This is a genomic window from Streptomyces sp. CLCI03, assembly GCF_053615355.1.
On sequence record NZ_CM132132.1, the window covers coordinates 567,839 to 587,849 of the forward strand.

19 protein-coding genes are annotated in these 20,011 nt (G+C 72.7%); 8 read left to right on the top strand and 11 right to left on the bottom strand.

Features of this window, described 5'->3' with window-relative positions; all coding sequences use genetic code 11:
* Positions 1-5: 5 nt before the first annotated feature.
* The 5 genes from ACWG52_RS02650 to ACWG52_RS02670 form a co-directional block, all read right to left on the bottom strand.
* Positions 6-1,361 carry a family 2 encapsulin nanocompartment cargo protein terpene cyclase gene (locus tag ACWG52_RS02650; protein ID WP_389802036.1) on the bottom strand — a complete coding sequence of 452 codons (1,356 nt, stop codon included), beginning with the start codon at positions 1,359-1,361 and terminating at the stop codon, positions 6-8.
* Between the two features lie 105 nt (positions 1,362-1,466).
* On the bottom strand, positions 1,467-2,879 hold the full coding sequence (locus tag ACWG52_RS02655) for a family 2B encapsulin nanocompartment shell protein (protein WP_389802033.1): 1,413 nt from the start codon (positions 2,877-2,879) through the stop codon (positions 1,467-1,469).
* Positions 2,880-3,144: 265 nt separating this feature from the next.
* The gene (locus ACWG52_RS02660) at positions 3,145-3,765 is read right to left on the bottom strand and encodes a GNAT family N-acetyltransferase (protein WP_389802030.1); all 621 of its coding nucleotides are present in this window, start codon (positions 3,763-3,765) and stop codon (positions 3,145-3,147) included.
* Positions 3,758-4,375 (bottom strand): hypothetical protein, encoded by a 618-nt coding sequence (locus ACWG52_RS02665; RefSeq protein WP_453127672.1) that lies wholly within the window; start codon positions 4,373-4,375, stop codon positions 3,758-3,760. The genes ACWG52_RS02660 and ACWG52_RS02665 overlap by 8 nt, the downstream gene beginning before the upstream one ends.
* Positions 4,365-4,994, bottom strand: a complete 630-nt coding sequence (locus ACWG52_RS02670) for a TetR/AcrR family transcriptional regulator (protein ID WP_389802024.1) — start codon at positions 4,992-4,994, stop codon at positions 4,365-4,367. Before ACWG52_RS02670 ends, ACWG52_RS02665 begins: the two co-directional genes overlap by 11 nt.
* A 131-nt stretch (positions 4,995-5,125) precedes the next feature.
* Between ACWG52_RS02670 and bla the strand changes: the two genes are divergently transcribed.
* Complete coding sequence (bla, locus tag ACWG52_RS02675) at positions 5,126-6,025, top strand: class A beta-lactamase (RefSeq protein WP_389802022.1); 900 nt, start codon at positions 5,126-5,128, stop codon at positions 6,023-6,025.
* A gap of 57 nt (positions 6,026-6,082) precedes the next feature.
* Here bla and ACWG52_RS02680 read toward each other — a convergent pair whose 3' ends face one another.
* Complete coding sequence (locus ACWG52_RS02680; RefSeq protein ID WP_033216281.1) at positions 6,083-6,658, bottom strand: TetR/AcrR family transcriptional regulator; 576 nt, start codon at positions 6,656-6,658, stop codon at positions 6,083-6,085.
* A gap of 131 nt (positions 6,659-6,789) precedes the next feature.
* Between ACWG52_RS02680 and ACWG52_RS02685 the strand changes: the two genes are divergently transcribed.
* Positions 6,790-7,521, top strand: coding sequence for an SDR family oxidoreductase (locus ACWG52_RS02685; RefSeq protein WP_389802020.1), 732 nt, complete (start codon positions 6,790-6,792; stop codon positions 7,519-7,521).
* A gap of 69 nt (positions 7,522-7,590) precedes the next feature.
* On the opposite strand, the gene ACWG52_RS02690 is transcribed toward ACWG52_RS02685, so the two are convergent.
* From ACWG52_RS02690 to ACWG52_RS02700, 3 genes are all read right to left on the bottom strand, one after another.
* Complete coding sequence (locus ACWG52_RS02690) at positions 7,591-9,327, bottom strand: acyl-CoA dehydrogenase family protein (protein WP_389802017.1); 1,737 nt, start codon at positions 9,325-9,327, stop codon at positions 7,591-7,593.
* Positions 9,328-9,445: 118 nt separating this feature from the next.
* A complete protein-coding gene (locus ACWG52_RS02695) occupies positions 9,446-10,018 on the bottom strand; it encodes a PadR family transcriptional regulator (protein WP_389802014.1) in 573 nt (190 codons plus the stop codon).
* Positions 10,019-10,119: 101 nt separating this feature from the next.
* A complete protein-coding gene (locus ACWG52_RS02700; protein ID WP_389802011.1) occupies positions 10,120-11,217 on the bottom strand; it encodes an alpha/beta hydrolase in 1,098 nt (365 codons plus the stop codon).
* A gap of 303 nt (positions 11,218-11,520) precedes the next feature.
* On the opposite strand from ACWG52_RS02700, the gene ACWG52_RS02705 reads away from it, so the two are divergent.
* Both ACWG52_RS02705 and ACWG52_RS02710 read left to right on the top strand, forming a co-directional pair.
* Complete coding sequence (locus tag ACWG52_RS02705) at positions 11,521-12,936, top strand: Dyp-type peroxidase (protein WP_453127677.1); 1,416 nt, start codon at positions 11,521-11,523, stop codon at positions 12,934-12,936.
* A 124-nt stretch (positions 12,937-13,060) separates the two neighbouring features.
* Positions 13,061-13,666: a GOLPH3/VPS74 family protein gene (locus ACWG52_RS02710; RefSeq protein ID WP_390138518.1), complete on the top strand. Its 606-nt coding sequence runs from the start codon at positions 13,061-13,063 to the stop codon at positions 13,664-13,666.
* 114 nt (positions 13,667-13,780) lie between these two features.
* Here ACWG52_RS02710 and ACWG52_RS02715 read toward each other — a convergent pair whose 3' ends face one another.
* On the bottom strand, positions 13,781-14,398 hold the full coding sequence (locus ACWG52_RS02715; protein WP_390138516.1) for a nucleoside/nucleotide kinase family protein: 618 nt from the start codon (positions 14,396-14,398) through the stop codon (positions 13,781-13,783).
* Positions 14,399-14,479: 81 nt separating this feature from the next.
* Complete coding sequence (locus ACWG52_RS02720; protein WP_453127680.1) at positions 14,480-14,932, bottom strand: Ig domain-containing protein; 453 nt, start codon at positions 14,930-14,932, stop codon at positions 14,480-14,482.
* A 174-nt stretch (positions 14,933-15,106) separates the two neighbouring features.
* Between ACWG52_RS02720 and ACWG52_RS02725 the strand changes: the two genes are divergently transcribed.
* The 4 genes from ACWG52_RS02725 to dacB all read left to right on the top strand — a co-directional run bounded on the left by ACWG52_RS02725 (position 15,107) and on the right by dacB (position 20,003).
* A complete protein-coding gene (locus tag ACWG52_RS02725; RefSeq protein ID WP_389801998.1) occupies positions 15,107-16,189 on the top strand; it encodes an FUSC family protein in 1,083 nt (360 codons plus the stop codon).
* Positions 16,190-16,284: 95 nt separating this feature from the next.
* Complete coding sequence (locus ACWG52_RS02730) at positions 16,285-16,662, top strand: hypothetical protein (RefSeq protein ID WP_389801995.1); 378 nt, start codon at positions 16,285-16,287, stop codon at positions 16,660-16,662.
* 174 nt (positions 16,663-16,836) lie between these two features.
* Positions 16,837-18,261, top strand: a complete 1,425-nt coding sequence (locus tag ACWG52_RS02735; RefSeq protein ID WP_389801992.1) for a carotenoid oxygenase family protein — start codon at positions 16,837-16,839, stop codon at positions 18,259-18,261.
* Between the two features lie 86 nt (positions 18,262-18,347).
* Positions 18,348-20,003, top strand: coding sequence for a D-alanyl-D-alanine carboxypeptidase/D-alanyl-D-alanine endopeptidase (gene dacB, locus ACWG52_RS02740; protein WP_389801989.1), 1,656 nt, complete (start codon positions 18,348-18,350; stop codon positions 20,001-20,003).
* Positions 20,004-20,011 lie beyond the last annotated feature (8 nt).

Here is a 20,011-nt window from a genome sequence, read left to right on the forward strand (position 1 = left end):
CATCTTTACCAGAAATCGGGCAGGCTGTAGCGATAGGTGTTGGTCTGATGCCAGTAATGGTTGCCGTCGACCCACACGGCGACCCCGCGCAGGAAGCGCTGCACGCTCGGGACGGGGCAGGCGACGGCCAGTTCGGCGGCCGCGGCCTCGAAGTCGTGCATCAGGTCGTTGTGCACCTCGACAGCCTTCAGGTAGGCCTCCCGGTCGGAGCGGCTCTCGCGTTCGGCGATCACCACCGGCAGGTTCAAGTGCCGTCCAGGACTGGCCAGTTCCTTGGTGTAGGAGTACAGATCGTTGACGATGGTGGTGGCATTGCCGGCCAACGCGATCACCCGTTGCATGGCGGGCTGCGCGTGGAGATCCGCGGGCAGTTCGTAGCCGCCGACGGAGTCGGTGATGGTGGGGCAGGGGCGGAAGTTGTTGAACTGACGCATCGCCAGGTACTCCCACACCTCGGGCACGTACTCCGTCTGCGCCCAGGCCCCCTCGGCGAGGTAGCCCATGTGCAGCCGGGCCATGTCGTGCCGGTACCGGTCGGCCTGCGAGGGGGTGGTCGCCTGGAGGAAGTACTCCATGGCGGACCGGTAGGCGCGCCGGGGTGCGTCCGACAGGAGCGAGGCCTCCCAGTCCGGCGCGTACTCCTTCGTCGTGTGGACGGGGTCGAGAGCGGTGTGCGCCAGCAGCAGACGACCGCCGAGGCCGATGGGCGAGCCGCCGTGGTCCTCGCAGTAGCAGTCGTCGACCGCGTTCTCGGCGACCATCAGCCGGGTGGCGAGCATCAGGTGGTCGATGCTGGGGGCGTCCGGATGGCAGGCGACCATGTAGCGCCCGACGGAGAAGCCGTCGAACTGGTCCTCCCAGTCCTCCGGGTAGAGCGACACCTCGTCCAGGGCCCAGGCCTTGATCCGGCGACCGAGCTCCTCCACCCGTACCGGGTCGGGCTCCGGCACCGGGTGGTGGTAGAGCCCCGGGATCGGACGGCCGGGGATCGGCGCGGACGCCTCGGGGGCCGCGGCGACGGCGGGGGCATCGCTCCGGGCCCAGTGCAGGCTCGTCGTACCCAACCCGCTGGGTCCGCGCAGGATCCGTTCGAGGGCGGCACTCGGCTGCGGCGCGGCGGCCGCGGTCGCGGCCGCACCCTCGTCGGGAACGGATACGGGCACGACCACGGGTCCCGGTCCGGGGTGCCCCGTGGGCAGGACGGGCGGGGCGGGCGAGACCGGCGGAGAAGGCTCCACGGGCCCGGCGTCGGCGGCCGGTTCGACGCCGGCGGCGAGGGCGCTCGCGAGAATGTGCGCCCCGAAGGACGTCACCGCGGCGGGCAGGCTCGACTGCAGAGGGGAAGGCCCAGGATCGGGCATCCGTAACTCCTTGGAGAGGTAAGTGGGTCGTCCCGGATCCCGGGCGTGCTCGGCGGGCCAGGACAGGCAGGTGTCCTGGCCGTCACGGCCGTCGGGCAGGTCCTCTTAGTCCCGCCTGCGGGCGATCTGCACGTTCTCCAGCACACCGAGCGCGTCGGGTACCAGGATGGCGGCCGAGAAGTAGGTGGTGACCAGGTACGAGATGATCGCCTGCTCGTTGATCCCCATGAATCGGACCGAGAGGCCCGGCTCGTACTCCTCCGGCAGGCCGGTCTGGCGCAGACCGATGACACCCTGGTTGTCCTCGCCGGTTCGCATGACGAGGACGGAGCTGGTGTTCTCCTTGCTGATCGGGATCTTGTTGCAGGGCAGGATCGGGACCCCGCGCCAGGCCGGGACCTGCTGGCCGCCGACGTCGACGTGGTCCGGGTAGAGCCCGCGGGCGTTGAACTCGCGCCCGATCGCGGCGATCGTCCGGGGGTGGGCGAGGAAGAACTTGGAACCGCGGCGGCGGCAGAGCAGCTCGTCGAGGTCGTCCGGGGTCGGCGGGCCCGAGTGGGTCTGGATCCGCTGCTTGAAGGCGGCGTTGTGGAGCAGACCGAAGTCCCGGTTGTTGATCAGCTCGTGCTCCTGGCGCTCGCGCAGCGCCTCGATGGTGAGCCTGAGCTGTTCCTCGGTCTGGTTGTGCGGCCCGTTGTACAGGTCGGCGACCCTGGTGTGGATCCGCAACACGGTCTGCGCGATGGAGAGTTCGTACTCGCGGGGCTTGAGCTCGTAGTCGACGAAGGCGCCGGGCAGGTCCGCCTCACCGGTGTGACCGGCGGACATCGCGATCTCGGCCTCGCCGTGCTTGTTCTGGCGCTGCTGCGGGAGCGAGCTGAACCGGTTGATGTGGTCCTGGAGTTGCGGCGCCGCGGCGAGCACGGAGGCGAAGTCGCCGCGGGAGAGGGTGAGCAGGATGCCCGGGGTCTCGGCGGTGGCCGTGTAGTCCCAGGTGGCGTCGGCGTCCAGCAGGGCGTTCTCGCCGAACCGGTCGCCGTCGGCGAGGACGGCGACGGCGACGTCGTCGCCGTACTTGCCGACGGAGGTCTGGCTGATCCGGCCGTGGGCGATCAGGTGGATCCGGTCGGCGGGGGTGCCGCGTTCGACGATCACCTCACCGGCCCGGAAGTCGCGCTGGACGCACCGGCCGGCGATCGCGGTCAGCACGTCGTCGTCGTCGAAGCCGCGCAGCAGGGCCAGTTCGCCCAGCTCGCGCGGGATCACCCGGACGTCCGCACCGTCCTGGACGAACTCGATGGTGCCGTCGCCCACGGTGTACGTCAACCGGCGGTTGACCCGGTAGGTGCCGCCCTTGGTCTCCACCCAGGGGAGCATCCGCAGCAGCCAGCGGGAGGTGATCTCCTGCATCTGCGGGGCGGACTTGGTCGTGCTGGCAAGGTTGCGGGCAGCCGCCGTGCTCAGGCTGGACTGCCGCGGCGGCTCCAGCTGGGCTTCCGGGCTGGTGTCAACGGTCATCGGGCGAGCTCTCCTTCGTAAGGGTGATGGACGGCGCACGCGCGCGTCACCGAGGAACGAGGAAAAAGGGGGGCGAATATCAGGGAATCCGTACAGATCCGGGGGAACAGTAACGGCCGGTACACCCAGTTGAGCCTGAAAACCGTTGGCATTACTTCGATGCGGTGATCTTGCGACACAGGTGGTTTGCCGGGGTTATAGACGATATTCGGCCTTACTCACGAACACGGCCGAAAGACACTGCGCCGGTCGGCTCCCACGCCCCCTACTCGCCGGCGCGCGTCCGCTCGGACGGGTCCGGCCGCCACATCGCCGTCACGTCCAGCGGGCCCACCGTCAGGCGCCGCAGGGTGGTGAAGCCGAAGCGGTGATATAGCCGTACGTTCGCCTCGTCGGCGGTGGTGAGGAAGACACCGCCGGGCGCGGGGGTCGCGGCGAGCAGGCGGTCCAGGAGCCACCCTCCGGCGCCCCGTCCCGCGGCCGCGGGCTCCACGCCGATGAACTCCAGGGTCCAGGCCCCGGGCGGGGTTTCGGCCTCGGTGGCGTGCAGGTAGCGCAGCGTCCGCAGCAGGGCGCGGGGGCCGCAGCCGAGCAGGGTTCGGGCCGCCCAGGCGGCCCGGGCCGCGCCCGAGGGGGCGGCGGCCGGCGGTGTGAGGACGGCGGCGGCGACGGCTCGACCGTGCCGGTCGGCCAACAGGTGACGACGGGCCCCGGGGAGCGTGGCGTGCGTCCGCAGTGTGGTGGTGAACCATGCCCGCCGCACCCGGTCCGATCCGCCCGAGATCCACCTCATGGCGGGTTCGCGGACGAAGGCGGCGGCGAGCACGGGGGCACACCGCGCGGGCGGCGGAGTGTCGTCGTGGTCACCCGCGCCGTACTCAGACATCGCGCTTCCGTTCCAGCGGCGCCTCCGGCACGAGGTGGCACACCAGGAGCTTGAGGAAGAAGAGCGGTGCGAACCAGGCGAGCGCGGTGGGCACGGGCAGCCAGAACAGGTTGACGACGACGGCGGCGGTGTAACCGGCCATGGCCGTCGGGCGCTTGAGATGGACGGGCGTGAACTCGACGACGACGGCGGCGAAGAGCAGCAGCGCGGCGTTCCCCAGGGTCCAGCCGCGGTCCCCACCGAGCACGAGCGAGCCCATCGCGGCGAGGTGCAGGACGTGGGCGCCGACGAAGAGCAGGCGCGCGCGCCGCGCCCCCGGGTCCTGGCGGTGGTACCAACGCTTGGCGGAGTTCGTCGCGTTGGTGAGGATGCCCCCGAGCAGGTCGAGGCCGATCAGCACCACCACGACCCACTGGAGGCCGCTCCATCCACGGTGGATCCCCGACGACCACACGCCGGCGGCGAGCAGCACCGCGCACCCGCCCGCGCCGAGGAGTTCCACGGTGGACTCGGCGCGGGACTTGCCCGGCCCCATGAACCGCTCCAGGCGGCCCAGCGGTCCCGGTGAGGTGGGTGGTATCTCCCAGCGGATCTCCAGATCAGTGCGCACGGCCGGCTCCTCCGTCCGCTCCACCGCTCCACAGCCCGCGCAGCAGGCTCCAGACCTGCTCGCTCCCGGGTGCCGCCGGCGCCGTCGGCCGCTCCGCGGGTGCCGCGCGCAGCGCACTCAGCGCCCATGCGTCGGCCGCCCGCATCACGGCCGCGGTCGCGCCCGCCAGCAGGTCCGGGTCCACGTCCGTCCGGATGAGACCGAGCCGCCGGCCGTCCTGGACCACGGCCCCGAACCAGCCGAGCCAGACGCCGTCCCGCGCCCGCCCGACGGCGGCGTCGGCGAGGGCCAGATCGTCCGGGTGTGCCTGCAGGTGCGCGGCCAGGGCATGCGATCCGGCTTCCAGTCGCGCCCAGAAGTCGGCCTCGTCGCGGGCCGGGGTCCACGGCCCGAGCACGCCGAGGAGGCGGTCGAGGACGTCGTCGAGAACCGCGGCGAGGAGGTCCTCCCGGCCGTCGAAGTACTGGTAGGCGGCGGTCTTCGAGAAGCCCGCCGCTTCGATGATCTTGTTGTACGAGGCGGACGCGGGGCCGTGCTCGGCGAAGTGCGCGCGGGCGACGGCGAGGATCGCCTGCTGTCGCTCGGCCGGCAGTCGATGGAATCGAGGGAGCGGAGTCATGTACTGACGGTACACACCAGCAGGGTGTACCGCCAGTACACCCCGCCGGTACACCGTGCCCGAGGGAACCGAATTGATCACGTATGACGTCTTCGGGGGCACATGACCGCCCAGGAAGAGGAGGACCTGACGTGAGGACCCCGGACGCATCGACGTCCCGACGCGCGCTGCTGACCGCGGGGGCGGGGGTGGCACTCGCCGCCGCGCTGCCGGTCGGTACGGCGAGTGCCGCGTCGCCGGCGGCCGGCCTGCGCGCGCTGGAGCGCGAGTACGGGGCGCGGTTGGGGGTGTACGCGCTGGACACGGCCTCCGGCCGGACCGTGGTCCACCGGGCCGACGAACTGTTCCCCATGTGCTCGGTGTTCAAGACGCTCGCGGCGGCGGCCGTGCTGCGGGACCTCGACCACGACGGCGCGCATCTCGCCAAGCGGATCCACTACACGCTCCAGGACGTCACGGACGCGGGCGGCGGGTCGATCACCGAGAAGCCCGAGAACATCGCGAACGGCCTGACCGTGGCGGAACTCTGCTCCGCCGCCATCGCCCAGAGCGACAACGCGGCCGGGAACCTGCTGCTCCGCGAGCTCGGCGGCCCCACCGCGGTCACCCGCTTCTGTCGCTCGCTCGGCGACCGCACGACCCGGCTCGACCGGTGGGAGCCCGCGCTGAACTCGGCGGAGCCGTCCCGGGTGACGGACACGACCGCCCCGCGCGCGATCGGTCGGACCTACGCCCGCCTCGCACTCGGCGACGCGCTGGACTCCGGGGACCGGGAACGGCTGAACCGATGGCTGCTGTCGAACACCACCAGCGGCGACCGCCTGCGGGCCGGCCTGCCGAAGGACTGGGCCGTCGCGGACAAGACGGGCGCCGGTTCGTACGGGACGAACAACAACGTGGGTATCGCCTGGCCGCCGGGGCGTCCGCCCCTCGTCCTGGCCATCCTCTCGACGATGCCGGAGGCGACGGCGCCGCGTGACAACACCCTGATAGCCAGAACCGCGAAGCTGCTGGCGGACACGCTCGCCTGACGCCGGACCCCGCCGTCGGGGCCGCCCGGCACGGCGGGCCAGGTGCCGCCGCCACTCCTACGGACGCGCGAGGCGCAGCCCGTCCAGATTGAGGTCGAGGAGGCGTTCGGCCTGGTCCCGCCGGTCGGGGCCGGCGGAGGTGAGGGCGATGCCCGCGAGGGCGGCGAACATGTCGGTCGAGCTGATGTCGGTCCTGATCGCGCCCGCGGCGGCGCAGGCGTCCATGAGGGAGGTGAGGGCGTCCTGGATCATCCGGCGGCTGTCGGTGTAGGGGTCGGTCCCCGCGGCGAGGACCGCCCGCATCGCGTCGGCCATCCCCATCTTGGCGGTGGCGTAGTCGATGAAGCGGCGCGTCCAGGCGCGAAGGGCCTCGTACGGCGGCAGGCTCGCCAGCAAGGTCGGGACGGAGTCGCACAGTCGGGCGACCTCGTTGCGGTAGGCCGCCTCGATGAGGGCTTCCTTGGTGGGGAAGTTGCGGTAGAGGGTGCCGGTGCCCACGCCGGCCTCCTTGGCGATGCGCTCGAAGTGCGCCTCCAGCCCCTGCTCGGTGAACACGCGCACCGCGGCGGCCAGGATCTTGTCCCGGTTGCGCTGCGCGTCGGCTCTGAGCGGGCGTCCCGCGTCTGCGGCCATCAGTGGCTCCCTCGTCCTCACTTGCTAAGTGGAGGAGCCTCCACTTAATGTGCGTGAAAGTGGCGGCGCCTCCACTTTCACTCTAGGGCATGGCCTGGCCTGCCCATTCCTCTTCCGAAGGGACTCCCGGTATGTCGGGGATCGAAGGCAAGGTCGTCGCCGTCACCGGCGCCGGCAGCGGTATCGGTGAGGCGACCGCCCTCCTGCTCGCCGAGCGGGGCGCGAAGGTGGTCCTCGGCGGACGCCGCACGGAGCGGCTGGAGGCGCTGGCCGCCCGGATCGAGCGGGCCGGCGGTCGAGCGGCCTGGATCCGTACGGACGTGACACGGCGCGCCGACCTGTCCGGCCTCGTCGGCCTGGCGCTGGAACGGTACGGCAGGCTCGACGTCCTCGTCAGCAACGCCGGGGTGGGGCTCCTCTCCCCGCTCGACGAACTGCGCGTCGAGGACTGGGAGGAGATGATCGACGTCAACCTCAAAGGCGTCCTCTACGGGATCGCGGCGGCGCTCCCCGTCTTCCGGGAGCAGGGCTCCGGACACTTCGTCAACACCGTGTCCACCGCCGGACTGCGCGTCGTACCGCTCCAGTCGGTGTACGCGGGCACCAAGAACGCCGTGCGCACGATCTCCGAGGGCCTGCGCCAGGAGGCCGGGGACGCGCTGCGCGTGACCGTCGTGTCGCCGGGGGCCGTCCGCACGGACTTCACGGAGCGCATGGACCCGCAGGCGCGGGCCCGGATCGACCGGATGATGGAGACGGCACTGTCCCCGGACGCGGTGGCCCGCGCCATCGCCTTCGCCGTCGAGCAGCCCGACGGTGTCGACGTGGGAGACATCGTCGTGCGCCCCACCGCGCAGGCCTGAGCACCCGTGACGGGGACCGGCTCCGGCCGCGGCGGAGCCGTGCCGTGCCGGTCCCCCGGGACCGCGTTCCTACGGGGCCATCTCGTACGTGCCGGACAGGGCCTCGACCCGCGCCCAGACGCGCGCCGCCCGCTCCTCGTCGACGACCGGACGCCGCACCGCGCCCAGTGCCCAGTCCTGCTGGGCGGCCGTCGCGGAGTCCTTGCCGTACAGCTCGACCGCGTGGCCGGAGAAGTCGCGGACGAGGACGGAGAACAGCTCGTCGAGCACCGACCCGTCCAGGTCCGTCAGGCGGGCCTGCTCCAGGATCAGCTGGCCGTAGACGACGAGCGCGAACAGCTGGCCCACCGAGAGGAGGAAGTCGAGGTCGCGGCTCTGCTCCTCGTCCGGGGCGACGGTGGCCACGAAGGCGCAGAGGGCGTCGGCCTGCTCGCGGAACCGGGCCACGTTCGGCACGTCGGCGTACGCGTCGTAGGCGGTCCGCCAGTCGTGGAACTGCACGGCGCCCAGGCCGCGGGCCGGGCCCTGCCGGAAGAGGAAGGCGTCGTCGGCCGCGTCGAGCCGGCTCGGTACGGCCGGGTACTCGGCCGGGTTCAGCAGGTGGTTGCGCATGAACTTGAGGATCAGCGCGAGGTTGACGTGGACCGTGCCCTCCAGCTTGGGCAGTCCACGGATCTCGATGGCCGCCTGCGCGAAGTAGTTGTCCTTCTCGAAGCCCTTGGCCGCGATGACGTCCCACATCAGGTCGATGACCTTCTCGCCCTCCGTGGTGACCTTCATCTTCGTCATCGGGTTGAAGAGCAGGTAGCGGCGGTCGTCCGGGCCGGCGGAGCGGAAGTAGTCGACGGCGCGGTCGCTGAAGAGCTTCATCCCGACCAGACGGACGTACGCGTCGGCCAGCTCCCGGCGCACGTGCGGGAAGGCGGTGACGGGGCGACCGTAGAGGACCCGGTTGTGCGCGTGGGTGACGGCCTCGTACATCGCGTGCTCGCAGATGCCGATGGAGGCGGTGCAGAGGTTGAACTTGCCGACGTTGACGGTGTTCAGGGCGGCGTCGAAGGCGGCCTTGCCGGTGTGCAGGACGTCCTCGGCGCGGACCGGGTAGTCGTCGAGGCGGAACTCGCTGACGTACTTGGAGGAGTCGACGACGTTCTTCACCAGGTTGTACGCCGGGTGGCGGCTGTCGGCGGCGAAGAAGACGTAGCCGTCGGGACCCTCGATGTCGGTGCGGCGACCGAAGACGGAGACGAGGCCGGCGGCGTTGCCGTTGCCGATGTAGTACTTGGAGCCGCTCGCACGGAATCCGGCGGCACCGGATTCGTCCACGTACGGCCGCAGCAGCATGTCGGTGGAGTAGATGTCGGCGCCGTGGGTCTTCTCGGACAGGCCGAAGGCGAACACCTCGCCCTCGGCGAGCAGCTGGGCGGCGCGGTCGCGGGCGTCGGCGTTGTCGCTCTGCCAGACCGGGCCGAGGCCGAGAATGGTGACCTGCCAGGCGTACCAGTAGTCGAGGCCGTAGAAGCCGAAGATCTCGTTCAGGGCGGCGACCCGCGCGGTGTCCCAGCGCTTGTCCGTCTCCCCCTCGCCGGCGGCGGTGGCCGGGGTCAGGAAGGTCGCGAAGAGGCCCTCCTTCGCCGAGAAGGCGAGGAAGTCGGCGAGCCAGGCGCGGGAGCGGTAGTCCTCGATCAGCCGGCGCTTGCCGCGGCTCTCGAACCAGTCGACGGTGGCGCGCAGCAGCCTGCGGGTCTCGGGGTCGAAGTGCGCCGGGTCGTACGTGTGCGGGTTGAAGAGCAGGGCGTCTGCCATGAGGGTTCACCTTCCGAGGGGGTGGAGGAGGGGCGGGGAGGGGGCGAGCGCGTGCGTGGGAGGTGCGGAGCGGCCGGGTGCGGTGCGGCCGGCAGGGGCGCGAGGGATCCGGGCGACGTCAGGCGGTGGTGGTCGGCGCCGTACCGCCGAGCCGGTGGAGGGTGGCGAGGACGTCGTCGAGCCAGGCGATCGTCATCCGCTCGAACGCGATGCCGCCGCGCAGCACGACGTGCTGGAGCTCCTGACCGGCGTCGAGCGGTGCGGGGGCCTCCGGCCCGGTGAAGTCGCGCCGTTCACCGGCGAGATAGCGGGCCAGTCGGTCGCTGTGCGCCCGGTGGTGCCGTGCGACCTCGTGGATCAGCGCGGCCGGGTCGTCGAAGGCCGCGCCACGGATCTTGACGGCGAGGTCGTGGCGCAGGCTCTCGGGTTCGATCGGCTCGTGCAGCCACTCGGCGAGGGCGGCGCGGCCGGGGCCGGCGACGGAGTACTCCTTCTTGTCCGGTCGGCCCTGCTGCGGGACCTCCCGGGCGGCGAGCAGCCCGTTGCCCTCCATGCGCCCCAGCACCCGGTAGATCTGCTGGTGGGTGGCGGTCCAGAAGTAGCCGATGGACCGGTCGAACCGGCGGGCCAGCTCATAGCCGGAGCCCGGCTTCTCCAGCAGGGAGACGAGGATCGCGTGGTCGAGCGCCATGCCCCGATCTTTCTATGCAACTCGTTGCATAGACAAGCGGCAGGGGTCAGGTGAGACGCGGCTCACCCGTCGCCCCGCCCCTTACCCGCTCGTCGGCCCGCTCACTCTGCGCCGAGCCGGGCACCCGTCCAGACGAGCGCCGGCGGGATCTCGCGGAGCCAGGTGTTGAAGCTGTGGCCGCCGCTGTCGAGGATGATCGACGAGACGTGCGCGGGCGCCTTCACCTTGCGGACGAACTCCTGCGTCTCGCCGTAGTTCGGCTCGCCCCGCAGGGAAGAGGTCACCAGGAACGAGGAGTTGCCCTGCGGTCGGTGGTCCAGGTGCCACAGCAGGTCGGACCGCTTCTCCTCGTCCTTGTTCCCCTTGAACAGATCACCCGAGTCCTTGTCGATCTCGGGCCGGTACTCCGCCGAGAGCCCCACGCCGACCGTGTACGCCTCCGGATGCTGCACCGCCATCTTCAGGGCGCAGTAGCCCCCGGTGGAGTCGCCGATGATGCCCCAGCTCCGCGACGAGGTGCCCACGCGATAGGCGCCGGAGACCGCCTTGACGACGTCCGCGCCGAAGAAGGCCTCGCTCTGCGGGCCCCCGGGGACGTCCACGCACTGGGTGTTGGGCGCCGCGATGGTGGGCCGCATCATCACCAGGATCATCGGTTGCATGCGCTTCTGCTTCGCCAGGCTCCACGCCAGGCGCGGGTAGTGCAGCTTCTTGATGAGGTTCTCGGCCATGCCCGGGTAGCCCGTGAGGACGACGGCCGCCGGGAACCTGCGCCGCTCGTCCGTCTTGTCGAAGTACTCCGGCGGCAGGTAGACGTACGCCTCGGCGGCGGCCCGGGACCGCTCACCGTGAATCGTCACCTTCTCGATCACGCCACCCACCTGCGGGTTCCGACCGCCGGGCACCTCCGGGGCCTGCCGACCCAGCACCTCCACGGCGGCGCCGCCCGGGGCGGCCGGGGCCTGAGGCCTGGTCCCCGCGAGGTCGGACCAGGAGTCGTAGAGGAGGAAGGTGCGGTTGGCCGCGGCGCCGACCGACGCGAGCACCATCAACTGCACCAGTACGAGCAGCCCGACGCGTCCCAGTACCCACCGGAGGCCGGGCCGCGCCAGCCGGGACCACAGGCCCACCGTGAGGGCGAACAGCAGCGCCGCGCACACCACGACGCCCGCCATCAGCGTGCCACTCGTCAGACCCATGAATCAGCGAACCCTTTGCATCGTCCCTGTCCGGACGCTCGGGTCCGGAGCGCTACCGGCGGGTGGCGCACCAGGCAAGAGGGACGGATCGGGCCCCGCGTTCCCTTCCGGAGAAATCCACCGGCACGGACCTCGCCTTCGTCGCTTCGACCGAGCCAGGACCGAAAAGGCGCGGCCGGCTCGACTCCCTTTTGTGCAATGCCACATGAGGCTCTGACGGCGACCCGGATCCGGTACCGGAAATCCATTCCGAAGCTGTTGGCATTTGACAGTTCTACCGTCGTGGGGCGGGGGTCACGCCGTGTGGCGCAGGTGTGCGCCGCCGCCGTCACCGCCTTGCTGATCACCTCCTGCGGCGCGGCCGACGACCCGAAGGCCGCGGCCGCCTCGTCCACCTCCTCCGCCCCGGCATCGGCGTCCCCGTCGGCCTCCCCCAAGGCCTCGTCGGCTCCGGTCGGTCCGGGTGAGGTACGGATCGCGGGCGAGGTCGACAAGCCGTACACCATCACCCTGGCCGACCTGCGCAAGCTGCCCCAGGGCGAGGCCTCGGTCGAGTTCATCAGCGCCAAGGGGGACCAGAAGCACACCTACCGGGGCGTGCCGCTGCACGAGGTGCTGACGGTGCCCACTGAGGCAGCCGGAGCACCCGGCGGCCGGCGGTCCCTGACCCGGCGCGCGCTGCTCGGCGCCGGCGGGCTCGGGGCCGTGGTGGGCGGCGGCGCCCTCGTCACGGCCTCCGTGCGCGACGCCCCCGCGGCTCCGGGCGCCTCCCGGGCCACCGTCGCGTTCCACGGACCGCAGCAGGCCGGGATCCTGCACCCCCGTCAGACCCACGCCCACCTGGCCGCCTTCGACTTCGGGGCGCGCACCGACCGGGGCCGGGCCGCCGCGCTCATGCTGCGCTGGAGCACCGCCGCCGAGCACCTCAACCGCGGGGAACCGGTCGGTGAGGAGATCGGCCCGCCCGGTTCCCGGGCCGCCGACACCGGCGTCGCGCTGGTCTCCGGGCCCGCCGGGCTCACCCTCACCTTCGGGTTCGGCGCGAGCTTCTTCGACCGGGTGGGCCTGGCCGCGGCCCGTCCCGAGGCACTCGCACCCCTGCCCGCGTTCCCCGACGACCGGCTGGACGCGGCCCGCGGCGGTGGCGACCTGTTCGTCCAGATCGCCGCCGACGACCCGCTCGTCGGGTGGCACGCCCTGCGCACCGTGCAACGCCTGGCCCACGGCGAGGCGAAGACCCGCTGGGTGATGTCCGGGTTCACCACCGCGCCGGTGCCCGGCCGCAGCGTGCCCACGCACCGCAACCTCATGGGCCAGCTCGACGGCACGGCGAACCCGTCCCCCGCCGACGGCTCCCCGCTCACCGGCGGCGCCGAACACACCGCCCCCGACCTCACGGCCCACCGTCCCGACGGGGTCCCGGTGATCGCGCACAGCGCGCACATCCGACTGGCCGCACCCGGCGCCAACGGCGGCGCGACGATGCTGCGCCGCGGCTGGTCGTACTACGACGGCCTGCGCGCCGACGGCACACCCGACGCCGGAATGCTCTTCGTCGCCTGGCAGTGCGACCCCCGCACCGGCTTCGTCCCCGTCCAGCGGCGCCTCGCCCGCGGCGACGCCCTCGGCCGCTACCTGGTCCACGAGGCCTCGTCCCTGTTCGTGGTCCCCGGCGGCGTCCGACCGGGCGGCTACGTCGGCCAGGCCCTGCTGGAGTGACGCACCCGGCCAGGCGTCCGTCCGGGCGAAGCTCGGGAACCCGGGGGCGGTGGTGGGCGTTGGTGCGACCATAGGAAGGTGATCAGCGGGATCCGACTTCCGATGACTCCGAGGGGAGCCGTTCATGAGCACGGCGAAAGACCTGTTCATCATCGCCATGGATCCGCCGCCGGACCGTGCCGTCGGGCAGGGTGACCTGTCGCTGGCCCTCGCCGGCGCCGAGCTGATCGATCTCCTGCACGCGCAGGCCGCCGTTCTGGACGGCGACCGCATCGTGCCGGGCGGCGCGCCCGGACTGAACGACGAGCTCCTGACCGAGGCCTCGTCGGCGCTCACCCGGCAGGCGCCGTACGAGCGGGTCGAGGACTGGCTGTGGCGCCGCGGCCGTGATCTCTCCGGCTCGTACCAGGCCGCACTGGAGCAAGCCGGTCAGTTGACCCGGGGACGGCGCGGCCTGCTGCCCTTCGGCACGGATCACCTGGAAGTGGCCGATACGCCCGCTCAACGCCGGGCGCTCAGCCGCTGGGAGTCGGACGAGCCCGTTCTCGCCTCGCTCGCCGCGGCCGTGGGCGTCCGCGAACCGCGCTCCGACGACGAACCGGGCCCGGACGACGAAGCGGTGACGACCGTACTGGCCGTCGTCGGCGACGCCGTGATGGAACTGGAGGCCGTACGCCAGCGGCGGTCCATCGAGAACGCGGCGTTCGCCAACGTCTGGCGCGTCCCGTGACCGGTGACCCGTAGGCGCCGGGGCGGTGCCCTTCGGGGTGTCGTGCGGCAACGGGCGCCCGTCACCACCTCGTCGCTTCCCGGTGAGTGACGGCCCCGGGCCGGCGCGGGCCCGTCAGCCGGCATCGAGGACGAGATCGGCGCGGTACCGGCCCGGGGCGACGAGGCGCGCGTTGACCTCGTCCGAGCGGGCCACCCAGGCGCGGGCGTACGCGGGGTCCTTGCCGTGCCGTACGTGACGCTCGATCAGCCGCTCCAGGCGCAGCTCCTCGGACGGGGCGAGGTACCAGGCCTCGTCCAGCAGGGGGCGTACCGAGGCCCACTCCCCCACGTCGTGCAGCAGATAGTTCCCCTCGGTGATCACCAGCGGTACGTCCGGGGGGACGGGGATGCTGCCCGCGATCGGTTCCTCCAGGCGACGGTCGAAGGCGGGCGCGTACACCGTGGGCCCGTGCGGCGCGCGGAGCCGGCGCAGCAGGCAGACGTAGCCCGCCGCGTCGAAGGTGTCCGGGGCGCCCTTGCGGTCGGCGCGCCCCAGCCGGTCCAGTTCGGCCTGGGCGAGGTGGAACCCGTCCATCGGGACCACGACGGCCCGCCCGGGCCCGAGCGCGTCCGCGAGTCGGGCGGCCAGCGTCGACTTCCCGGCGCCCGGGGGCCCGGCGATACCCAGGACGCGCCGCTCGCCCCGGGCGGCCAGCGCCACCGCCCTTGCCACCGGTTCCGTCGTACTCATCCGCACATCCTGCCCGAGGGGTCCCGAGGGGTGCGGCCCGGCGCCCTGCCCCGGCGCCGGGCGGGGTGCCGGGCCGCCCGGTCAGCAGCGGGGGCAGGCGTCGCGGATCACGCGCCAGGTGAAGGTGGCGGACGCGGTCGCACCGGTGGCGTCCTTGGCGGTGACGGTCACCGTACGGATGCCGCTGCCGCGCAGGAGGCCCGAGATCAGGCCGGTCGAGGAGTTGATCGAGGCACCGACCGGCAGGTTGACCGCCGACCAGGTGTAGGGGGCCTTGCCGCCGGTGGCGGTCATGGGCAGGTACGCGGAGTCGTACTGAAGGGACACCTGGTTGCCCGGGTTGACCACGGACGGGGCGGCGGTGGCCACCGTGCGCGTCACCGCGGAGCCGATCGAGCCGTGCGGCGCGGCGAAGGAGGGACCGACCGACGCGGCCAGGCCGGCCGCCAGGACGGCAGCCAGGGCGACGGCCGGCGCCGCCGCCGGTCTGCGCGGGAAGCGTGTGCGTGCGAGGGTGCGCGTGCGTGTGCTCAACAGGACCTCCGAACTCGTCGGGCGGGGGCGGCGTTCCCGGTACGGATCCCGGAGGCCGCCATCACCCGTTGCGGGTATGCGTGTTCGAGGTGCGTGGCGCGTCGGCATCATAGGCGGGCCCGGCCGTCCCGTCGATGGCGCCGAGGCCGACCGCCCGGGCCTACGATGTCCGCCATGTCCGGTACGGTCGCCGTCCCGCTCGCCCCACCGCCCCGCGCACGCCTGCGCTCCGCCGTCCGCCTGGCCGTGTGCGCCGCCGTGCCCTGGTTCCTGTGTCTGTGGTGGGGCACGAGCACGGTTCCGGTCCCTGCCGCCCTGCCGGCCGTCCTGATCCTCCGTGACGACGTGTACGACGCCCCGCGGCGCGGGTGGGAACGGCTCGTGGGCGTCGTCGTCGGCGTGGCGCTGACCACCCTCGTGCTGCACTGGCTGCCGCCTCCCACGGCCTCTTCCGTGGCCTCGCTGTCCGCGGCCGCGTCGGCGTCCTTCCTGGCCGTACTGGCCTGCGGCTGCGCGGGCATGTACCTGATGTACCAGGGCGGTGCCCCCAACCAACAGGTCCTGGTCAGCGCACTGGTGATCTACGCGACCGCTCTCCCCGGCTACGCCCTGGCCCGCCTTACGGAGAGCGCCGTCGGCATCGCCACCGTGGTCCTGCTGGGCCCGCTGCTCTGGCCGCCGGACCCGTACCGGACGGCCGCGAGGGGACTCGACACGTACCGGGGCGAACTCGACGACCTCCTCGGCGCGGTCGCCGCCCGGCTCGGCGCCGGCGGACCGCCCACCGTCCCGGGGCTCCCCGAGGACGCGGAGCTGTGGCGGCGACCGCGGAGCGGCCTCGCGGCGTACGAACGGGCCGCTCGGCGCACCCGGCTCCCCCGGCTGTACCTGCGCACGCCCGCCCGGCCGCCGGACGGGCTGGAGGAGCGGCTGAGACTGGCCGCCCGAACCGCCCTCACCCTCCAGTACTTCACCGAGGAACTCCGGGAGCGCGCCCGGACCGACGGCCCCGACCGGCCCCCCGGGACGCCCGTGCCGGACCCGGCCCTGCGCGATATCGCCCCGCTGGTCGGGGCCACCGCCCGCGCGCTGGACGCCGCCCTGCGCGGCGCGGACTGCGCCGCGGACCTCGACCGGGCCCGCGCGCTGGACCTCGCCCACCGCGCGGCCCACCCCACCCGGCACGACGCGGTCCTGCGGGCGGGTCTGCACCTGACCCACGAGGCCGTCGCGGCCCACCTGTCGGCCCGCCGCTGACCGGCCGATGGCGTTCCCCTGCTGAGCGGTGCCGGTCGGGGCCGGCGCGCGGGCCACCGATAGGCTCGGGCACCGACCGGGGAGATGAAGGATCGATGACGTTGAACGAAGGCCTCCGGGTGAGGCTGGCCGAGGACCTCACGCTGACCGGTTCGGTCACCGCGGCGGGGGACGCCGTCGCCGGGTTCCTGGCCCTGGCCTCGGGTGCCGAAGGCACGGTCGAGCGGGTGGACGAACACCGGCCGCGGAGCGGCGAGGACGTCCGTGAGTACGAGCGCCTGAAGTCGCTCCTCGACTCCTTCGGCCATCAGATGCCCGAGGGCAGCAGGAAGCAGCTCGAAGAGAAGGTCGCCTCCCTGGAACCCGCGTGGATCGCGTTCCAGGAGCAGCGGGTCCGCGTGACGGTCCGCGTCCGCTTCGACAACGGATTCGTCCTCGACGGCGCGCACGAGGGACTCTTCACCTCCGCCTGAGGCCGCCCGAAGCCGGTCCGCGGCCGGTTCGGGGCCGGTCCGACGCCGACGCCGAGGCCCGCCCGGGTCCGGTCCGTGGCCGCGCGGCCGTCTGGCACCCTCACCCGGCGCGCGTTTCACTGGAAGGTGCCGTACCCAGCGCGCCCATGGCGGACCGCGCACCCGGGAGGTCCCGTGAACACGTACGTCCCGCCCCGCTTCGACCCCACCCGTGTCCCCCACCTGCTGGGGTCCTTCGCGCCCGTGTCCGAGGAGGTCGACGTCGCGGACCTGGAGGTGACGGGCGAGCTGCCCGACACCCTGGACGGCCTGTACCTGCGCAACGGCCCCAATCCGCGGTTCACGCCGATCGGCTCGTACCTGTACCCCATCGACGGCGACGGGATGCTGCACGGGGTGTGGGTCTCCGACGGCCGGGTCCGCTACCGCAACCGTTTCGTCCGTACCCCGGCGCTGCTGGCCGAGGAACGAGCCGGCCGGGCCCTGTGGGGCGGCCTCGCATCGATGATCGTGCCGGACGCCGACCAGGTGGGACCGGAGCTCGCCGGCACCTTCCGGGACATGCCCGACATCAACGTGGTCCGGCACGCGGGCCGCCTGCTGGCCCTCGCCGAGTCGGCCTGTCCCTTCCGGATCGACGCCGAACTGGCGACACTGGGCCGCGAGGACTTCGGTGGGGCCCTGCCCGCCGGCATCACCGCCCACCCGAAGATCGACCCGGTCACGGGCGAGATGGTCGTCTTCTGCTACGGCCTGGAGCCGCCCTACCTGACCTGGTCCGTCATCGCCCGCGACGGCACCGTCGGCCGCGGGCCCACCCCGGTCGACGGCGTGGACGAGCCGATGATGATCCACGACATGGCCCTGACCGGCCGCTACGCCGTTCTCGTCCTCGCCCCGGCCTTCTTCGACCTCGCCGCGGCCATGGCGGGCGGCTCCTTCCTGGCCTGGCGCCCCGAACGCGGCACCCGGGTGGCACTGATCCCGCGCGACGGCGGACCGGTGCGCTGGGCGTCCGACGAGGCCTTCTGGACGTGGCACACCGTGAACGCGTACGACGACGGCCCGGGCCCGGACGCCCCGGTGGTCCTCGACTACGTGCAGTGGAGCAGGCTGACCGTCGGCGGCCCCGAGGAGGACACCGGCCCGATCAGCGGCGGCCTGGTACGGGCACGCCTCGACCCGGCCGCCGGCAGCATGGCCCGTACCCCGCTGGACGACTCCCGGGTGGAGTTCCCGCGGGTCGACGACCGGCGCATCGGCCGGCGCCACCGGTACACCGCGCTGGCCACCGAGACCGGGCGGACGGACCTGCTGCCGGGCGAGTACGACGCCGTGCGCTGGTACGACAACGAGACCGGCACCTCCCGCGTCTGGTCGGCCGGGGACCTCTCCGTCGGTGAGCCGGTCTTCGCCCCCGAGCCCGGCTCCGAGGAGGGCGGCCACTGGCTGACCTTCGCCACGGACCGCACCGACGGGTCGAGCTGGTTCCTGGTCATCCCCGCCGAGGACCCCGCCGCCGGCCCGGTGGCCCGCGCCCGTATCCCCGTACGCGTCCCGCTCGGCCTGCACGGCTGCTGGCTGCCGACCGAGGAGTGAACCCGTCCGGCGCGCCCGCGCGGCGCGGCCGTGCCACGCTGTTGTTCGGCCTCGGGAGGAGAGCGCCGCGACGAACGGAGCGCGCTGTGAGCAGACCGTTCCACCTCGCACCGATACGACGCGGCCTGGCCGCAGCCTGCGCCGCCCTGCTGTTCGTGGCCCTCGCCTCGGGAACCGCGACCGGCGCGGACCCGACCCCGAACCCGTCCCCGACCGCGTCCACGGGCGTGTCGCCGTCCGCGACCGGCGACACGGGCCTCGGGAGCCTCGACCCGCGCATCACGGCGATCATGCGCAAGCCGGACTACCGCAACGCCCAGTGGGGCCTGCTGCAGACCGACCCGGACGACGGCCGCGTGGTGCACAGCCTCTTCCCCGAGCAGTTCTTCATCCCCGGATCCACCGCCAAACTGCTCAGCGTCTCGGGCCCGTGGCACACCCTCGGCGCCGACCACCGCTTCGTGACCCCGCTCTACGCGGTCGGGGAACGCGACGGCGCGACGCTGACCGGCGACCTCGACCTCGTCGCCCAGGGCGACCTCACCATGGGCGGCCGGACGCGCCCCGACGGCACGGTCGCGTACACCGACCTCGACCACACCTACGCCAACGACTTCCCCGGCGCGACCCTCACCCCGGAGAACCCGCTCGCCGGGATCGACCAGCTCGCCCGGCAGGTACGCGACTCCGGCATCACCCGCGTCGACGGCGACGTGATCGTCGACAGTCGACTGTTCCTCCCCGACCCGGAGCTCGTGCCCACCCCGACGCCGCTGATCATCAACGACAACCTGATCGACCTCATGACCACCCCCGGGGACCGACCCGGCGCGGACGCCCGGCTGGACTGGCGGCCCAAGGTCGCGCCCTACGAGGTCACCTCGGCGGTGAAGACCGTGGCGGCCGGGAGGCCGACCGCGATCACGGTGACGGCCACCGACGGCGGCACCCGGATCCGGCTCACCGGAACGATCGCGGCGGGCTCCGAACCACTGCTGCGCACCTCCCCGATCGTGGACCCGGCCGGCTTCGGACGCGTCGCGCTGATCGAGGCCCTCGAACGCGCCGGGGTGCACGTCACCGCCGACCCGACGGGCGCCAACCCGGTGGGGCGGCTGCCGAGCGACTACGACGGGCGGCCGCGGGTGGCGGCGTACACCTCCCCGCCCTACGCCCAGTACGCCAAGCTGATCCTCAAGGTCAGCCACAACCTGGGCGCCAATCTCGGCATCTGCCTCCTCGCCGTCACGGCGAAGAGTGACCAGTGCCCGGCGGGCTTCCCGGTGCTCGCCGACTTCCTCGACCAGGCCGGCGTGGACCGTGAGCAGGCGCAGCTCATGGACGGCCGGGGCGGCAACCCCGCCGACCGGGCCACCCCTCAGGTGCTGGTGCAGATGCTGGCGTACTGGCAGCGGACCCCGGACGCCCGGCTGTTCCGGGAGGCTCTGCCGATCCTGGGGGTCGACGGTCTGCTGGCCGAGAACTGCCGCGGCTGCCCGGCCCGGGGAAAGGTGTTCGCCAAGACGGGCGCGGCCGTCGGCGGTGACGCCCTCAACGACCGGCTGGCCGTCGGCGCGATCACCATCGCGGGCTACCTGGACAAGGGCGGCGGCCGCTTCGACACCTTCTACGCGGGCGTCAACGGCGCCTCCACACCGGGCGCCGACCCCACCGAGGTACTGACCATCGCCAACGACCTCGCGATGATCGCCGCCTATCTCCAGGAGTCTTCGGCGCCCTGACCGGTCCG